Source organism: Chryseobacterium hilariae (assembly GCF_051400735.1).
Classification (GTDB): Bacteria; Bacteroidota; Bacteroidia; order Flavobacteriales; family Weeksellaceae; genus Chryseobacterium.
On sequence record NZ_JBLFFJ010000002.1, the window covers coordinates 514,367 to 532,670 of the forward strand.

The window sequence follows — 18,304 nt, forward strand, 5'->3', positions numbered from 1 at the left end:
AATTATTTAATTAAGAAATTGAATTTATCCATATTCTTAAGGGCAATCCCTGTTCCGCGAACTACAGCTCTCAACGGATCTTCTGCAACAAATACAGGAAGACCTGTTTTTTTGTGTAATCTGTCAGCAAGGCCTCTTAATAAAGCACCTCCTCCTGCAAGATAGATACCTGTCTTATAAATATCGGCAGCCAATTCCGGTGGAGTAAGAGATAGCGTTTCCATTACGGCATCTTCAATTCTGATGATCGATTTGTCTAATGCGCGTGCAATTTCCTTATATCCTACCATGATCTCTTTTGGCTTCCCTGTAATAAGGTCTCTACCCTGTACCGGGATATCTTCGATGTCAACATCAAGATCTTCCACTGCAGAACCTACTTCAATTTTAATTCTTTCAGCTGTTCTTTCCCCGATGTAAAGGTTATGGTGAGTTCTAAGATAGTAAGCAATATCATTTGTAAATACATCACCTGCAATTTTCACAGATTTGTCACATACGATACCTCCTAAAGCTACCACTGCAATTTCTGTAGTACCACCACCTATGTCGATGATCATATTTCCTTCAGGCTTCTGTACATCAATTCCAACTCCTATTGCCGCAGCCATTGGTTCGTAAATCAGCCTTACTTCTTTTGCGTTTACTTTTTGAGCAGAATCTCTTACTGCTCTTTTTTCAACTTCAGTAATACCGGAAGGGATACAGATAACAATTCTTAGTGCCGGCTGAATAAATCTTCCTTTAATTCCGGGAATCTTTTTGATAAATTCCTTAATCATGTGTTCAGAAGCATGGAAATCTGCAATAACACCATCTTTCAATGGACGGATTGTCTTGATATCCTCATGAGTTTTACCCTGCATATGCTTAGCCTGCTCGCCGACGGCAATCGGCCTACCCGTAGAACGTTCAATTGCAACAATTGACGGTTGATCTATAACAATTTTATTATTATGGATGATAAGGGTATTGGCAGTACCAAGGTCTATCGCAATTTCTTGCGTAAACATATCAAATAAACTCATATTTTTCTTCTGATTTTAAGTTTACAAAGATATAAATTTAACACCACTAAAGAAATTTAACATGAATATAATTTGGTTAAAATTTTATTAAAATTCACAATTGTTTATTAACTTTTGGTTTAATCATTTACGGAGCCTGATTTAAACTAAAATTGACAGACTGAAAGACGGAAGCCAGGAGATGAGGATATTTTATGCAAAATAATTCCAAAAAGGCTTATTCTAAATGATAAATTGTTGATTATAAAATATTTTCCAGGGTACAAAGGCATTCCATAAATCTAAATTTTCCCTATTCTGCCTACTGCTTTCCTTGCCTGTTACCATAGTTTTTCACGATAATTATCATATACATTATCAGAGGCTGGTTAATTAAAAAATCCGTAAATTTGCGACTGCTTATGTTACAGTATTCCAATATTCATCAGACATCAAATTTTGCTGTACTTTCCATCAGCTACGAAAAGGCTGATGTGGAAACGCGGGGGAAGTTTGCATTTTTTGATGATAACATCAAGAATTTTGTCGCCAGGGTCCACAATATGGATTTAGGGGACGCATTTGTGGTTTCCACATGTAACAGAACCGAGATCTACACTACTTCTCCGAATTATCTCCTGGTAGCAGAGGAATACTGCAAAACAATCGGAGTACACCTTACAGATTTTCTTCAGTTTGCCAATATTCTTACCAAAGAAGAGGCACTTATCCATCTTTTCAGGGTGGCAGCCGGGCTGGAAAGTCAGATTATTGGAGATTTTGAGATCATAGGGCAGATCAAAAAAGCATATAGCCGTTTTAAAAAAGAAAGACAGAACTCCAATCCATATCTGGAGAGAGCAATTAATGCAGCAATTCAGATTTCGAAAAGAATTAAAAATGAGACCGGAATTTCCAACGGAGCCGCCTCTGTATCTTATGCTGCAGTTCATTATATTTTAAACAGCCAGAAGAAAATTACAGAAAAGAATATTCTTCTTTTGGGTGTGGGAGAGATCGGACAAAATACGGTTGAAAACCTGGTTAAGCATGTCTACCAGCCAAAAATTAAAATTGCCAACAGAACTCAGGAGAAAGCTGAAAAGATTTCCCAGAAATACAGTATTCCTCATGTTGATTATTCTGATTTTGACAGGGAATTAAAAAATACTGATATTCTTATTGTTGCTACAGGAGCCAGACATCCTATTATTAATAAATCTCATTTTCCGAACGGAAAAGAAACTCTTGTGATTGATCTTTCTATTCCTCACAACGTTGAAAAAGATGTTACCGAGAATGAAAACGTAACCCTGATTGATGTAGATGAGCTTTCAAAGCAGATCCAGGAAACGATTCAGCAGCGGGAAAAAGAGATTCCAAAAGCTGAAAAAATCATCAAAGAACTGATGAAAGAGTTTCTGGAATGGGAAAAAAAGAGAAAGCTAGCACCCAATATTCACCATTTCAAAGCGGTTCTGAAGAATATGGAACGCAATGAAATGCATAATTTTTATAAAAAAAATAAATACATAAACATCACGGACATGGAGCTTTCTGACAAAATGATCCAGAAAATCACCAACCGTTTTGCAAAATTTATCATCGACAATCCTTTAAAAGCCGAAGAAATTAGTAAATTAATGCACGAAATATTAGTTGAACAACCAAACAACGAATTCAATGAAAAGCATTAGAATCGGAACACGAAATTCCGCACTTGCACTTTGGCAGGCAAGAGAGGTTGCCAGGCACCTACAGAACCGTAATTATTTAACGGAAATCGTTCCTATCATATCTTCCGGCGACAAGAACTTAAATCAGCCGCTCTATTCATTAGGAATCACCGGGGTTTTTACAAGAGACCTTGATGTTGCCTTATTGAATGACGAAATTGATATTGCCGTACACTCTTTAAAGGATGTCCCTACGCAACTGCCTCAAAATATTGAGATTGTTGCTTACCTGGAAAGAGATTTTCCTCAGGACGTACTCATCAGAAAAGAATCTGCAAGAAATAAAGAGTTCCATGAATTTAAGCTAGCCACAAGCAGCTTAAGAAGAAGGGCATTCTGGTTAAAAAATTATCCTCATGCTGAGTTTTCTGACATCCGCGGGAATATTCAGACCCGTCTTCAGAAACTGGAAGAAGGAGATTTTGATGCCACCATTCTGTCTCTGGCAGGAATCAAGAGAATGAAAATGGACATTGATTATGAAATGCTTCCGCTAATGATCCCGGCCGCTTCGCAGGGAGTCATTGCTGTTGCCGGACATTCTGATAAAACAGAGATCAATGAAATCCTGAGCCAGATTAACCATAAGAAAACCCAAATCTGTGTAGAGATCGAAAGAAGTTTCCTGAGCACACTGGAAGGCGGCTGCACGGCCCCAATCGGAGCTTTTGCTGAGATGATCGAAAACCAGATCCGCTTCAAAGCTGCTCTTTGCTCTCTTGATGGCAAAAACTGCATTGCTACCGATGAGAACTTTGAATATAATGACACCGAAAATTTTGGAAAGAAGTTCGCCAAGGTCGTTCTTGAAAACGGAGGAAAAGAACTGATGACTGAAATTAAGAATTCGTATTAGAATTTTAAGCAGATTAAACGTTTATATTCGCAAGTGCAGAACAATGAAAAAATCCTTTTTTTTATTCGTATTTCTATTTTGTGTATTTATTGCAAATGCGCAGAATAAATTTGGCCTTCAACTGTCCAATTCTGCTTTGACGCTAATAGACAGCTCCGTTAAGTACGATCCTGCCTATTTCATGCTTAAATATCCCAACGGCGATGTTCCGGCTGACAAAGGAGTTTGCACGGATGTTATCATAAGAGCATACAGAAAACTCGGTATTGATCTGCAAAAAGAAGTACACGAGGATATGGTAAAGAACTTTTCAAAGTATCCGAAAACCTGGGGATTAAAAAAGCCTGACACGAATATTGATCATAGAAGAGTTCCCAATCTTGCCGTATTTTTTTCAAAATTTGGAAAAGTAAAATCTATTGAAACCAACCCCGCACTTTATGTTCCGGGAGATATTGTAACATGGATTTTACCGGGAAATCTGACGCATATCGGGATTGTTGTTAATAAAAAATCTGCTGACGGAAAAAGATTCCTTATTGTGCATAACATAGGAGGCGGACAGGTTTTGGAAGACTGTCTCTTTAAATATACCATCACAGGACATTATCAATACCCCAAATAAGCTGCTTTTATGAAAAACCTCATCTATGCTTTATTTGTATTGTTATCATGTTTTACGAAAGCTCAAACCAACGAGTTTAAAATCGTCAGCAAGCCTATCGATTATTCTCAGGAGAGAGTCCGTTTAAGTTTGGAGTACCTCAAAGACCATCATAACATTGTACAAAACTCACCGACTATTTCTCCTAAAATAATTGTTCTGCATTATACCGCAGGCGGAACTGTTGAAACAAATTATAATTATTTCAATAAGACCCATCTGGAATCCGCCAGAAATGTTTTAAAAAAGCAGAGTACTTTAAATGTCTCTTCGCAGTTTATTGTTGACAGAGACGGTACCATTTACCAGCTTATGGAGCCTAATATGTTTGCAAGACACACTATAGGCCTTAATTACTGTGCAATCGGTATTGAAAATATAGGAAGCAGGAAGCAGCCGCTCACGGAAAAGCAGGCACTATCAAACGCCTGGTTAGTCCGATATTTGACTAAAAAATATAATATTGAATATCTTATAGGCCATTCAGAATATGGCGCATTCAGAGGTTCTAAACTTTGGAAAGAAACGGATCCGAATTATTTTACTGTAAAAGACGATCCGGGTAAAGATTTTATGACAAAAGTAAGACTGTTAGTGACTGATCTGCATTTAAAAGACAAACCTTAATCTAATGAAAATTCTGTTTACCAAAGCCATAGATGCTACTTTATTATCCAAAGAATTAGGATCGGATATTTCGGCTGAATGTATTGAGGTAATCAGGACAGAGCCTATAAAAACAGCTGCATTTGATTTAAAGAATTATTCCCTGATTTTCACCAGTGTCAACGGAGTGAATTCATTTTTCAGCAATCAGTTTAAACCCAACGAGGATTTTACAGCAAAAAACTACAATAAAATCTATTGCGTTGGCGAAAAAACGAAACGTGAACTGAGAAAACACGGTTTCGGAACATTCAAAGTTCTGAAAAATGCTGAAACCCTTTCAAGATTTATCATCGGTAGCTGCCAGCACGAACAATTCCTTCATTTCTGCGGTAATCTTGCCATTGATGTCCTGGATAATGAACTTCCTTTGCAGAACATTAGCTATAAAAAGATCACTATTTACAAAACGGAAGAGCTCTATCCCTCAGTACCTGAAAAATATCATGCTGCAGTTTTTTTTAGTCCAAGCGGAGTTCGTAGTTTTGCAAAACTCAACTCTTTAGAAGGAATGAAGATTTTTTCAATTGGGGAAACCACCTCTGGTGAGCTTAGAAACCACACTACAGAAGAAATCTTTACATCAGAAGAAAACAACCTGGCTTCCATTTTTGAGTTGATAAAAAAGGAACTTTAAGCAGCCGCACGCCTGGCTGGTAAAAATAATGAGTGCCGGCAACGGCTGTATTAGTTTAAATAAATTATGATTAAAAACGACTTATATTTAAAAGCACTCCGCGGAGAAACTGTAGAAAGACCGCCGGTATGGATGATGAGACAGGCCGGAAGATATCTGCCGGAATTCATTGCTCTCCGGGATAAGTATGACTTCTTTACAAGATGTCAGACTCCTGAGCTGGCTGCTGAAATCACCATCCAGCCGATCAAAAGATTTCCGTTGGACGCTGCGATCCTTTTCTCTGACATTCTTGTAGTTCCTCAGGCAATGGGAATTGATTTCAAAATGAAGGAATCAGTTGGCCCGTGGCTGGACAATCCTATCAGAACAGCAGAACAGGTTCAGAATATTGAAGTTCCTGATGTAAATGATACGCTAGGTTACGTTTTTGATGCAATTGAACTGACTCTTCAGAAGTTGGATAATGAAATTCCGCTGATCGGCTTTGCAGGTTCTCCATGGACAATTTTGTGCTATTGTGTGGAAGGAAAAGGAAGTAAAGCATTTGACATTGCAAAATCATTCTGTTTCCAGCAGCCTGAAGCGGCTCATTTACTGCTTCAGAAGATCACAGATACTACGATTGCCTATTTGAAAAGAAAAGTTGAAAAAGGAGTTTCTGCTGTTCAGGTTTTTGATTCCTGGGGAGGTATGCTTTCTCCTACAGATTATCAGGAATTCTCATGGCAGTATATCAATCAGATTGTTGAAGCTTTAAGCCCTCTTACCCATGTGGTGGTATTTGGAAAAGGATGCTGGTTCGCTCTTGAGGATATGACGATGTCTAAAGCATCAGCTTTGGGTGTGGACTGGACAATTACTCCTGAATTTGCAAGAACATTAACGAATCATACAATGACGCTTCAGGGAAATTTTGATCCTGCAAGATTACATTCTACTCCTGAAACGATCAAAAAAATGGTCACCGAAATGATCAACCGTTTTGGAAAAGACAGATATATTGCTAATCTCGGACACGGAATTTTACCGAATATTCCGGTGGAAAATGCAGAAGCTTTCATCAGAGCTGTTGTGGACTGGAAGCCGAATATCTAAAATTTATTCTATAAAAGTAAAAAACCCTTTCAAATAATTGAAAGGGTTTTTATGTTGGAAAAAAAATCTATAATTAATTCACTTCAGTAATGAAAGCTTTTAGGGTTAAAACTTCATCTACAGCTTCAGGAGGCATCTGTGATTCGGGCCTGGTAAATTTTATTCTTTTCTGATCTTTCTGCTTATAATCTCTTTCTTATTATCTATCTGAATAAAATAGTATCCTTTTTGCAGATCAGAAAGATCATACTTAGCTTGCCGTCCAATGAAATTTTTAACCTTCCTGCCCGCCATATCAACTACCGCAACCTCAGAATCAAATTCCAGATTATCTGATTGAATATATAGATAATCTTGTACCGGATTGGGATACACCTGTATTTTATCCGCAAGAGAAACTTCCGAAGTTCCCAATACTCCTGATGTAATAACCACATCATCTACCGCAACTCCAAAGGAGTAATCTCCCGCGTCATCATATACAAATCTCAGTTGAAAGTTAGCATTGGCATATGGAGCTAAATTGATACTTCCTGCCAGGCTATAAGCTGTAAGAATATAGGAAAGTGTGCTGAGGTCAATAATCCAGGTTCCGGAAGCTCCTGAAGAGGAAAATATCTGTATCCAGGATGTTCCGTTAAAGGCTTCAACCTTCAAGGTAGAATTTAGATCATAAATCTTATTGGCATATTTAAATGAAAGCTTTGGATTTGAAACTGCAGAAAGATTAATAACAGGCGATATTAATCTCGCATTGGTGTTTACACCGTTTGGGCCTGCATTTTCGCTGTTCCCACCTCCCAGTTGTAGACGGTATCCGGATTATAAGTGGTCCATCCTGAAGGTAATCCGGCTCCGTTAAAGTTCTCAGAAAACACCTGTGCATTATAAAATCCACACGTGATCAGAAAAAATAGTATTTGTTTTTTCATGATATATTAATTATTAGTTTCAATAAAATTACTAATTAATATTCACTAGAAAACCTACATTAACATAATATTTACTAATAAACAGCATGTTAAATTAAAAAAAGCAGTTGATTAACTGCTTTTTATATTGTTATCCCAACATTTTCTGGGCTTTCTTTACGCCTTCTACAAGCCTGTCAATTTCATCAAAAGTATTATAAACCGCAAAACTGGCTCTCACCGTTCCGGCTATATTGAAGAAGTCCATGATAGGCTGTGTACAGTGATGTCCTGTTCTTACCGCAATTCCCATTTTATCAAGAATCATTCCTACATCGGAAGATATTCCCACACCTTCCAGATTAAAGGAAACTACACCTACTCTTTTAGCCTTCTCTCCATAAATCTTTATGTTTTCCAGTTCCAAGAGTTTTCTCTGAGCATATTCCAGTAAGGCATTTTCATGATTCTGGATATTTTGCCTGCCTATTTTTTCAATAAAATCAACAGCAGCACCCAGTGCAATATTTCCTCCTACATTTGGAGTTCCCGCTTCGTACTTAAAAGGAAGCCCGGCATACGTAGTACCATCGAAAGAGCATGTTGCAATCATCTCTCCTCCTCCGTGAAACGGCGGAAGCTCTTCCAGAATCTCCTGTTTCCCGTAAAGGATTCCTGTTCCCATCGGAGCATACATCTTATGGCCTGAAAACACAAAGAAATCACAATCCATCTTCTGTACATCGATCTCGAAATGAGGTGCAGACTGTGCCCCGTCGATTACAATATAAGCATCTGAATTTTTTCTTGTCCTGGCAATAATTTCTTCTATCGGGTTTACAATTCCTAGAGCATTGGAAACCTGGTTTACAGCAACCACTTTTGTCTTCTCGCTAAGAAATTCATCCAGATAGTTCAGTTGAAGAATACCATTTTCATCAATCGGGATCACTCTGAGCTTTGCCCCGGTTCTTTCGCAAAGCAGCTGCCATGGAACGATATTGGAATGGTGTTCCAGGTAAGAAATGATAATCTCATCATCTTTTTTAAGCTTCTGGGTCAGAATGTAGGCGATGAGGTTGAGACCTTCTGTTGTTCCTTTTGTAAAAATGACCTCAAAATCATGCTTAGCATTGATTAATTTCTGGATTTTCCTTCTTGAAAGCTCCATTTCTTCTGTTGCCAGCTGGCTTAATGTGTGAATTCCTCTGTGAACATTCGCATTAAGCTCTGTATAATAATCATTCCAGACCTTTAAAACAGAATCCGGTTTCTGGGATGTTGCTGCATTATCTAAGTAAACCAATGGTTTACCATTCACTTCGCGGTTTAATATAGTAAACTGACTTCTTATTTCCTGAATGTCAAACATTTATTAAAATTTTAAATTAGATTGCTCTTATTTAGAACACTTCAAATTTACGGCTTTTTTTCTGAAAGGACGTAGTGGCTTAAAGGCTGATATTGGTCAGGCGATAGAAAGATTCGATGGATTGAATAGCCCTCATATAATTATCATCATTTTATCACAAAATATAAACCTGTCAATAGATTGACAGGTTTATATGGTTTGTTGAATAAGCAAATATTATTCTGCAGATTTTTCTTCTGTTGTAGGAACGTCAGGAGACTGTGTTGCCACTTCTTCTGCTGCTTCTTCATCTTCATCATCTTCTGCTACTGCACCACCTTTCATTGCATTTCTAGACATCTTAACAGCCACTACAACTGCATTGTCAGGGTGTACGAAAGAATATCCTTCAGCTTTGATCCCTCCTACATAAATCTTGTTACCGATTTTTAGTGGAGTAACATCTACAACTACCTCATCAGGTAAGTTTGCAGGAAGAGCTTTCACTTTTAATTTTCTGAAAGACTGACGTAAAACACCACCAGCCACAACACCTTTAGAACGTCCGGTAATTCTTACAGGAACTTCCATAATTACTGGCTTATCAGCCGATAACTGGTAGAAGTCTGCATGTAAAATTTTGTCCGTAATTGGGTGGAACTGAATATCCTGAAGAACAGCTGAAATTGTTTTTCCGTCTAGTTCAATAGATACCGTGTGTGCTTCAGGAGTGTATACTAAACCTTTGAAAGCTTTCTCTTCAGCAGAGAAGTTTAAAGGTGCTTCACCTCCATAAACAACACAAGGAACTAATTCAGCATCACGTAAAGCTTTTGTAGACTTTTTGCCCACGCTTTCTCTTTTTGTACCTTGAATTGTAATAGATTTCATTTATAAAAAATTTAAAAAATTGTTTTGTTTAATTTTGCAACTCGCTAAAAATCAATTAAATAATAAACTTACTGCTAATTGATTGATGCTCATGAACCATCTTCATAACGTCCGCAAATAATGGGGCGCAAGATAGCACTTTTATTTTAGTTGACAAATTATTTTTAACAGGAATTGAGTCAGTTACAATAACTTCCAACAATTTAGAGTTTTCAATATTTTCGTAAGCCTTTCCGGAAAGTACTCCGTGAGTAGCCATCGCTCTTACTGATTTTGCTCCTTTTTCCATTAAAATATCCGCCGCTTTACAAAGTGTACCTGCAGTATCAATCATATCATCAATAAGGATCACATTTTTGCCTTCCACATCACCAATAAGGAACATTTCTTCTACAACATTTGCTTTTTTTCTTTCTTTATAAGCAATTACTACCTCGGCACCCAGGTGACCGGCGTAGTTCTTCGCTCTTTTTGCACCTCCCATATCCGGTGAAGCAATGGTAAGATTATCCAGATTTAAAGCTCTGATATAATCAACGAAAATACTTGAAGCGTACAGATGATCTACCGGAATTTCAAAGAATCCCTGAATCTGGTCTGCATGAAGGTCCATGGTCATTATTCTTGTTGCCCCTGCAGCTGTTAATAAATTAGCAACCAGTTTTGCACCTATTGGAGCTCTTGGCTTGTCTTTTCTGTCCTGTCTTGCAAGTCCGAAATAAGGAATTACAACAGTAATGCTTTTAGCGGAAGCTCTTTTCGCGGCATCAATCATCAAGAGAAGCTCTAAAAGATTGTCTGCAGGCGGGAAGGTAGATCCGATTAGGAAAACTCGTCCTCCTCTTACTGACTCATCCAAAACAGGCTCGAATTCCCCGTCACTAAACTCCTGAAAGTTGATTTTTCCTAACTCTTTCCCATAATATTGGGCAATGTTTTCTGCCAAGTCCTTGCTGGTTCTTGTACAAAATAGATAACTTAACTGATCGGCCATTTTTACTTTTTAAAGATTTTGCAAATTTAAAAAAAAACCACAAGAATTACTCTTGTGGTTTCTAAGTTTTTATTTTCCTGTATTATTACGGGAATTTTACTCCTGAATATTTATTAGGATCTACCTGCGGTAGGTTAGATTTATACTTTGCGTTGATCGATTTAATAAATTCGTTGGCAATAACCGCATACCCTCTTCCTGTAAGGTGTACACCATCAAGAGAGAAAGCTCCACCGGTCACGAATTTGGCAGTATATCTTACCCCATCGTAAATAATGCCTGACTTTCCATTAAGCTCAACCATTTTAGCATTACCATCTACAAAAGCCAATCCATAAGAATCAGCAAGTGATTTTATAGAGTTATTATAGGCATCAACTGCCGTTTTCACATGAGAAGCCTCTGTTTTTGTTAATACATGTTGATTTTGCAGTGGATAAGAAATTCCGTAAACATTTGCAGGCGCTGGCGCACCAGGTGCAGGAGTTCCAATTAGAGAACTTGTTGTAAGAAGGATATAATCTTCTGATGTAGCTTGTCTTGCCTGTCCAAAGATTTGTCCAAAAGCTGTTGCTGTAGGCAATCCTAATGCAGGAGTAAGAGCAACAGTAAGCTGTGCAGACAGATTCGTAAGAGCAACATCCTTGATCAAAACAGGATTAGAAGAAGTGGAAGAAAGTAAATTAATTCTATCTCCTGCTCCCAAAGCAGTAAGTGCCTGCTTCAATGGTCCATATAAATTCGTATTAAGAGTTGTTAAATTAGCTCCTAAAGTTGTCGGTGTCAAAGGGTTGTAAGGAACGGTCGTAAAAAAAGGAATAGATGTAACATAAGGAATATTTGCAATAACTCCTTTTGTTGTTCCTACACTTTTAAGACCATCCAGTACAGTTTTAATAGATCCCGCTACAAGATTAGGATCGGAAATATCATTTGATTTATAAGTTAGCGGATTTACATTGCCACTTTGAACTGTTGCCGGAGTATAAGTAGTCACTCCTCCCACAGTCTGAGAATTCGTGCCTCCATTGGTCGCATAAGACAATACATCATTATTACCAATCCAAAGAGAGAAGAATGTAGCTTTCTGAGCCATTGCGTCCTGTAAAACAGAAGTTGTTGGAGAAGTAGCAAATCTCACAAAATATGGGTTTGCAGCTCCTAGAGCAAGGTTCGCAGCGCTTCCGTAACCTGGTGCAACCAGATGGAAAGATTTCGCCCCCGGAACCCCCATATTGTGGTAAGGCCCACCGGGAGTTACATTATCTAATGCTGCTGCAGGACTACTTGCAACCGGACCCAAGCTTCCGCTTGCAGTCACTTGAAGGGTTAATTTTCCAGGAAAGCCCGGCAGTCCAATAAATCCACCTACATCATTAGGCATTAAAGGCTGTTTAAATGCTCCGCCACCCGCAAGCTTCATCTGCATTGCAATAATGCTCGGGTAAGATTCATTTTGTCCGCTGCTGTAAAGAGCTCCATCCCTGTAACCGGATGTCAACGAGTTCCCCAAAGAAACATAATTAGAAAAGTTCGCCTCCCCGCTTGTCACCTGGATATCTTTTACATCAGTATCAAAATCATTCTCACAGCTTGTTGTAAAAAGAAGTGCGGAAACGGCAAGTGTTGATATTATAATTTTTTTCATAGTCTTTCAATTAAAAAGGGTTATACGATAAACCTAAACCAAAGTAAAATGCTTTAGCTTTTGCCTGTCCATTAAAGCCAAGATTTGCATTTCTTACATCCCTGGCCTGAGGAAGGGCATATCCTCCTGCTATATCAACTCCAAACTGTTTTAGTTTAAAGCCAAGACCTCCGGTAATTACATAAGTGTTAAATGATGGCGTTTCCGGGATGAAGTTCTCGTCAGTGTATGGTGATTCATCATAGTAAGCACCTAAACGGCCAAAAATCATATCCGTAAATGCATACTGTGTACCCAATCTGAATGTTTTTGAGTTTCTAAAGTTTTTAGGAGATACAAGAACTGTAGGGTCTGGCTGGTTCCCCACTGGGGCCGTAGCAAAATCCAGAGTCAGTTTACTGTATCTTTCCCATCCATGGTAGTTAAAGTCCGCTGAAATTAACCATTTCGGTGTCACTTCATATGTTAAACCAATTGTATATTCTTCTACCAAAGGAAGTGTTGCTGTAAATTTATCCTGTCCTGTACTTGGATCCAGCCCTAATAACGGATAAATAGATGCTGACGGGAATTTGAATGTTGCAGTTCCCTTTTTAGCCTTCATATCTATAGGTGAACGGTAAGCAATACTGATGTCTAATTTAGGATCAGGTCTGAAATAGAAACCGAATCCGTAACCGTGCCCGCTTGCCTTTTCGTCTTTAATATTTAATTCACCTCCAAACTGCGTTACCGCTTTATCCCAGTCTACTTTACCTTTTGCATAAATATAGCTCGCCCCGAATGACATCCAAGGCGCCAGCTTTACAGAGACCATAGGCTGAAAGTAGAAGCTCTTAAGCTCCAGCTTCTGCACCAATTCTCTACCTTCCCAATCTCCTGGCCATTGGATTGTGCTTCCGAAAGGTGTTGTAAAACTGAAACCAACAGATAAATTCTCTATCGGTCTATAAGCAACCGCAGCATATAACGGAGTACCAATAGGATTATCTGTTTCTGTACTCTGCAAAGTATTTAAGTTTTGAAAAGTAACTTTATTACTTGCACCGAACCCTCCTGCTACTATACTCAGTTTAGAAGGAATAAATGACATCCCTGCTGGGTTAAAGAATGCCACACTTGCATCTTCGGCATGAGCACTAGTATGCGCCATTGCCAATTGTTTCACTCCCTGCAGAGATACCCTGAAGCCTCCTGCGTAAGATAAAACACCCGCCAATAAAGCAGTTGATACTAATATTTTTTTCATAGACTGTTATTATATAACCCAAATATAAAATTATTTTAGATACACCTGTTAATATTTCTTAATATTTTAAACAATATGCTAAAAGAAAATTATGTTTAAAATAACACTTTAAAATTATATCAATATAAACGTATATATTCTAGTAACTTATCCACTTTTGAAGCAGGGTATATTTTTCACGTTTAATGTTAAACAATACCGATATTGAATATTTAAGTATTTTAGAATTGCATAAAGATAAATTTACATAAATTTGCAAGATTATAAAAAATAGTTATATGAGTTGTGGATGCAAAACATCCGGCGATTCTGCCCATTCTTGCGGACCAAAAAAAACCGCGAATGGCTGTGAAAGTGTAAATACCTGTGGTAATAGTTATAAATTAAGTGTTTTCGACTGGCTTTCTAACATCAACAATCCCGCATCTAACAGGTGTGATATTGTGGAAGTTAGATTTAAAAATGACAGAAAATCGTTTTATAAAAATGTAAACAATATTCCTTTACATATAGGTAGCGTAGTAACAGTAGAATCGAGTCCCGGACACGATGTAGGCGTTGTAAGCCTCACCGGAGAATTAGTAAAGATTCAGATGAAAAAGAAAAAATTTCCTGAAGAATCTATACTTAAAATATACAGACAGGCTAACCAGAAAGACCTTGAGGTTTGGCAGGAAGCCAGAAAAAAAGAAGACAGCGTAAAGATTGAGGCGAGAAAAATCGCTCACAGAATAGGTCTTGAAATGAAAGTGACGGATGTGGAATATCAGGGAGACTCTTCCAAGATCACATTCTATTACACCGCTGATAACCGAGTGGATTTCAGACAGTTGATTAAAGAATACGCCGGTGCTTTCAGAACGAAGATCGACATGAAGCAGATCGGGTTCAGGCAGGAAGCTGCAAAAGTTGGAGGTATAGGGTCATGTGGAAGAGAACTTTGCTGCTCGACCTGGCTTACTGATTTCAGATCTGTGAATACGAATGTTGCCAGATATCAGCAGCTGAGCATTAATCCTCAAAAGCTTGCAGGACAATGCGGTAAGCTGAAATGCTGCCTGAATTATGAACTGGACAGCTACCTTGATGCATTAAGTCACTTCCCTTCTTCTTCAACCACTCTGGACACGGAAAAAGGAAGAGCATTCTGCATTAAAATAGATGTTTTCAAAAAGAAAATGTGGTTTGCTTACGTAGACAGTTCTATGGCATGGTATGATTTTGACATCGACCTTGTTAAGAAGCTAATCGCTAAAAACAAAAGAGGCGAAAAAATCCTTCCTTTAGAAGATCTGAAGCAACCTGATAGCCCAATTCAGACCATCGACCTGATCCAGGAAAACAATGTGGACAGATTCGAAAAGAAGAACAGAGGCAACAACAGAAACAGAAACCAGAACAGACCAAACAACGGGCAAAACAACGGGCAAAACCAGGGAGGACAGCAGGGACAAAGCCAGGGACCAAAGAAAAACAGACCGGAAAGAGCTGAAAGATCTGAGAGACCCGACAGACCAGAAAACCCTAATGCCAATGCTGGAAATCAGCCAAGACAACAGCAAAAGCAACATCCTAAACCGCAGCCAAAAGCACAGACGGAGAAAACGGATGCTTCTTCTGACCCTGAAAAAAAACAGCAGAATCCGAACAAGAAAAATTTTAAAAAGAAATATCCTCCAAAAAAAGATAAAAATGCGTAAAATTTTAGGATTATTACCTCTTATCCTTTTCTTTAGCTGCAATTCCTCTTCAGGAGAGAATGTCATAATGAATTCCGTTAATAACAAATGGAATAAGAAAAGTGAGCAAAAATTTAATCTTGAAGTTTCAGATCCGCAGAATCCTAAAAATATTATATTTGTTGTAAGGAATAACAGCAGTTACCCTTACAGCAATATAAGATTTATTGTCAATTTCACCAATCTCCAGAACAAAAAGAAGGAAACAGATACCCTGAATTATGTACTGGCAAAGCCAAACGGAGAATGGCTTGGTACAGGTTTTGGTGATACGAAGGAAGCATTATTTCAGTATAAAATGAACTATAAATTTCCGGGAAAGGGAAAATATGAAATCGGCCTGGTCCAGGCGATGAGAAATGACAACCTTCCGGGAATTGAAGACGTTGGAGTAAAAGTAGAAACGGCTAAACCGTAACCATAAATGGAAGACAACAGACAAAATGCAGGAAATAAGGGAAAAACCTTCCCTCTTCCTCCCAAAAAAAAGAAAGATACCTCTTGGAAAAGATGGGTTAGATTCATTTGGATTGGACTCATTGCGGTAGTTTTAGGTATTTCAGGACTTTTCTTTGCTGTTTCCCAGGGATTTCTTGGAGAAATGCCGGATGTAAAGGAACTGGAAAACCCTGATATCTATGTCGCTTCTGAAATCATTTCATCGGACGGTGTTTTACTGGGAAAATTTGAAAAGGAGAAAACACAGCCAATTACCTACAAACAGCTGCCTCCCTATCTTATCTATGCTTTACAGGCAAAGGAAGATGAGCGTTTTAAAGAGCATTCAGGAATTGATTTGAAATCGATCTTGAGAGCTGTGAGATATGGCGGAGACAGAGGTGGAGGTTCTACCATCACGCAGCAGCTGGCTAAATTACTGTTTACCAAAGAGCCATCTAAAAACCCTATCAAAAGGGTTATACAGAAACTAAAGGAATGGTCTGTTGCAGTAAGTTTAGAAAAACGATATACTAAGGAAGAGATTATCACGCTATATTTCAACAAGTTCGATTTTACATACAATGCGAACGGTATTGAGATGGCTTCCAAAATTTATTTTAATAAAACGACCTCCGAACTTACTCTTCCGGAAGCCGCGGTTTTCGTAGCCATGTTAGAAGCACCTATCGCTAATAACCCTATGAGAAATCCTGAACGTGCAAAACGAAGAAGAGACGTTGTTTTGCAGCAAATGTTTGAAACAGGTTATATAGACCAGGCAACCTATGATAAAGCAGTCAGTACACCTATTGAGGTAGATTATCATCCGATCAAAAATATTAATGATGACTACTCTGCGTATTATAAATTCTATTTAAGAAAGGAAATCGATAAATATCTTGAAGGCTACGAAAAAGAAACCGGCAAGAAGCTTAATCTTTACAAGGATGGTTTAAAGATCTATGTAACTCTTGATTCAAAAATGCAAAAATATGCTGAAGAATCAATTAAGGAGCATTTAACAGATCTTCAAAAAAGATTTGACGCTGAACAAAGAGGCAGAAAAAACAGACCTTTCTACTATTTGACGGATAAGCAGGTAACCAGTGTAATGACTCAGGCAATGAAGAGAACCGGCCGTTACAAACAACTGAAAACTGCCGGAGTTTCTGAAGATTCTATCTTACTGGAATTCCATAAGCCGATCAAAACTTCCCGTTTTACATGGGCTGGTGAAGAAGAAGTTGAAATGTCACCTTGGGATTCTATCAGATACCATAAGCAGATTGCACAGGCAGGCTTAATGTCTATGGTTCCGGGAAGTGGAGAGATTAAGGCATGGGTAGGTGGTATAGACTGGCAGCACTTCCAGTATGACCACATCAAACAGGGTAAAAGACAGGTGGGATCTACATTCAAACCTTTCGTATACGCTACAGCCATTATGAAACTAGGCATGACACCATGTTCAACTGTTTCTAACGGTACGTACGACCACAAAGGATGGCATGTTCCGGGAAGAGGTGGAATGCTAACTTTAAAAGATGCATTAGCCCACTCTCAAAACCCGGTAGCGGCACGTCTTATTGAAATGACAGGTGTAGATGCCGTTATTCAGACCGCAAGAGACCTGGGAGTTACAGAAGACATCCCTAGAAACAATACCATTGCTTTAGGCTCATCAGATATTACAATCTATGAAATGCTTGGTGCCTACAGTACTTTCGCCAACTACGGAAACTACAATAAGCCGGAAATGATCTGGAGAATTGAAGATGCCAACGGAAGAGTGATCAAAGAAGTAAATGTAGAACCGAAAGAAGTAATGAACCCAATGTATGCCTATACCATGATCGAGCTGATGAAGGGTGTTGCGCAATACGGTACCGCTTCAGGAGAATTAGGAAGAAGAGGAATATCAAAAGGTGTGGAAATTGCTGCTAAAACAGGTACTACACAGAACAACTCTGACGGTTGGTTCATGGGAATTACTCCGAAACTGGCTACAGGAGCCTGGGTAGGCTGGGAAGACAGAGCAACCCACTTCTTCGGAACCGGAGAAGGTCAGGGTGCGAGAATGGCATTACCAATCTGGGCAATTTTCATGAAGAAAGTTTGGGCAGACAAATCTCTGGGGATTACTCCTGATGATAAGTTCACCAGACCATCAGACTGGAAGGACGGATGTTCGAATCTGAAAGGCCTCGGTGAAGGATATGGAGACGACGGAGGACTTCAGACCATTGACGAGATCAAAAACCCAAGACCGGTAGATCCAACGCCTAAAAACAATACAGAAAAGAAAGAAGAAAACATCAATGACAATCTTCACTCCACCGATGAGGTAGATTTCAATAAATAAATTCTCTTTTAGAAATACATAAGACCTTTCAATAATTTGGAAGGTCTTTTCTTT

17 protein-coding genes are annotated in these 18,304 nt (G+C 38.5%); 9 read left to right on the forward strand and 8 right to left on the reverse strand.

Translation table 11 applies throughout. The features are described 5' to 3' along the window. Positions 1-2 precede the first annotated feature (2 nt). The gene (locus ACMGDK_RS09095; protein ID WP_034700899.1) at positions 3-1,028 is read right to left on the reverse strand and encodes a rod shape-determining protein; all 1,026 of its coding nucleotides are present in this window, start codon (positions 1,026-1,028) and stop codon (positions 3-5) included. 401 nt (positions 1,029-1,429) lie between these two features. On the opposite strand from ACMGDK_RS09095, the gene hemA reads away from it, so the two are divergent. From hemA to hemE, 6 genes are all read left to right on the forward strand, one after another. Next, a complete protein-coding gene (gene hemA / locus ACMGDK_RS09100; RefSeq protein ID WP_436807643.1) occupies positions 1,430-2,704 on the forward strand; it encodes a glutamyl-tRNA reductase in 1,275 nt (424 codons plus the stop codon). Next, positions 2,691-3,599, forward strand: coding sequence for a hydroxymethylbilane synthase (gene hemC / locus ACMGDK_RS09105; protein WP_436807644.1), 909 nt, complete (start codon positions 2,691-2,693; stop codon positions 3,597-3,599). The genes hemA and hemC overlap by 14 nt, the downstream gene beginning before the upstream one ends. A 43-nt stretch (positions 3,600-3,642) precedes the next feature. Then, positions 3,643-4,224, forward strand: coding sequence for a DUF1287 domain-containing protein (locus ACMGDK_RS09110; protein ID WP_436807645.1), 582 nt, complete (start codon positions 3,643-3,645; stop codon positions 4,222-4,224). 9 nt (positions 4,225-4,233) lie between these two features. After that, positions 4,234-4,890, forward strand: coding sequence for a peptidoglycan recognition protein family protein (locus tag ACMGDK_RS09115; RefSeq protein ID WP_436807646.1), 657 nt, complete (start codon positions 4,234-4,236; stop codon positions 4,888-4,890). 4 nt (positions 4,891-4,894) lie between these two features. Continuing rightward, positions 4,895-5,566, forward strand: a complete 672-nt coding sequence (locus tag ACMGDK_RS09120) for a uroporphyrinogen-III synthase (protein ID WP_436807647.1) — start codon at positions 4,895-4,897, stop codon at positions 5,564-5,566. 66 nt (positions 5,567-5,632) lie between these two features. Next, entirely contained in the window at positions 5,633-6,664 is a 1,032-nt protein-coding gene (gene hemE, locus ACMGDK_RS09125; RefSeq protein WP_116010301.1) for a uroporphyrinogen decarboxylase, read from the forward strand. 159 nt (positions 6,665-6,823) lie between these two features. On the opposite strand, the gene ACMGDK_RS09130 is transcribed toward hemE, so the two are convergent. The 7 genes from ACMGDK_RS09130 to ACMGDK_RS09160 all read right to left on the reverse strand — a co-directional run bounded on the left by ACMGDK_RS09130 (position 6,824) and on the right by ACMGDK_RS09160 (position 13,708). Continuing rightward, complete coding sequence (locus ACMGDK_RS09130) at positions 6,824-7,321, reverse strand: T9SS type A sorting domain-containing protein (RefSeq protein ID WP_436807648.1); 498 nt, start codon at positions 7,319-7,321, stop codon at positions 6,824-6,826. A 104-nt stretch (positions 7,322-7,425) separates the two neighbouring features. Then, a complete protein-coding gene (locus tag ACMGDK_RS09135) occupies positions 7,426-7,596 on the reverse strand; it encodes a hypothetical protein (RefSeq protein ID WP_436807649.1) in 171 nt (56 codons plus the stop codon). 130 nt (positions 7,597-7,726) lie between these two features. Then, a complete protein-coding gene (locus ACMGDK_RS09140; protein ID WP_436807650.1) occupies positions 7,727-8,947 on the reverse strand; it encodes an aminotransferase class V-fold PLP-dependent enzyme in 1,221 nt (406 codons plus the stop codon). 216 nt (positions 8,948-9,163) lie between these two features. Beyond that, positions 9,164-9,817, reverse strand: coding sequence for a 50S ribosomal protein L25/general stress protein Ctc (locus ACMGDK_RS09145; protein ID WP_436807651.1), 654 nt, complete (start codon positions 9,815-9,817; stop codon positions 9,164-9,166). Between the two features lie 55 nt (positions 9,818-9,872). Next, the gene (locus tag ACMGDK_RS09150) at positions 9,873-10,811 is read right to left on the reverse strand and encodes a ribose-phosphate pyrophosphokinase (RefSeq protein WP_436807652.1); all 939 of its coding nucleotides are present in this window, start codon (positions 10,809-10,811) and stop codon (positions 9,873-9,875) included. An 85-nt stretch (positions 10,812-10,896) separates the two neighbouring features. Further along, complete coding sequence (locus ACMGDK_RS09155; protein ID WP_436807653.1) at positions 10,897-12,459, reverse strand: SGNH/GDSL hydrolase family protein; 1,563 nt, start codon at positions 12,457-12,459, stop codon at positions 10,897-10,899. A gap of 10 nt (positions 12,460-12,469) precedes the next feature. After that, the gene (locus ACMGDK_RS09160; RefSeq protein WP_436807654.1) at positions 12,470-13,708 is read right to left on the reverse strand and encodes an OmpP1/FadL family transporter; all 1,239 of its coding nucleotides are present in this window, start codon (positions 13,706-13,708) and stop codon (positions 12,470-12,472) included. 278 nt (positions 13,709-13,986) lie between these two features. Between ACMGDK_RS09160 and ACMGDK_RS09165 the strand changes: the two genes are divergently transcribed. Genes ACMGDK_RS09165 through ACMGDK_RS09175 form a run of 3 tightly spaced genes read left to right on the forward strand, consistent with a single transcriptional unit; the run spans position 13,987 to position 18,250 of the window. Beyond that, a complete protein-coding gene (locus tag ACMGDK_RS09165; protein ID WP_436807655.1) occupies positions 13,987-15,408 on the forward strand; it encodes a PSP1 domain-containing protein in 1,422 nt (473 codons plus the stop codon). Then, positions 15,401-15,865, forward strand: a complete 465-nt coding sequence (locus ACMGDK_RS09170) for a gliding motility lipoprotein GldH (protein ID WP_436807656.1) — start codon at positions 15,401-15,403, stop codon at positions 15,863-15,865. The genes ACMGDK_RS09165 and ACMGDK_RS09170 overlap by 8 nt, the downstream gene beginning before the upstream one ends. 6 nt (positions 15,866-15,871) lie before the next feature. Beyond that, positions 15,872-18,250, forward strand: a complete 2,379-nt coding sequence (locus tag ACMGDK_RS09175) for a penicillin-binding protein 1A (RefSeq protein ID WP_436807657.1) — start codon at positions 15,872-15,874, stop codon at positions 18,248-18,250. The last annotated feature ends 54 nt before the right edge of the window (positions 18,251-18,304 follow it).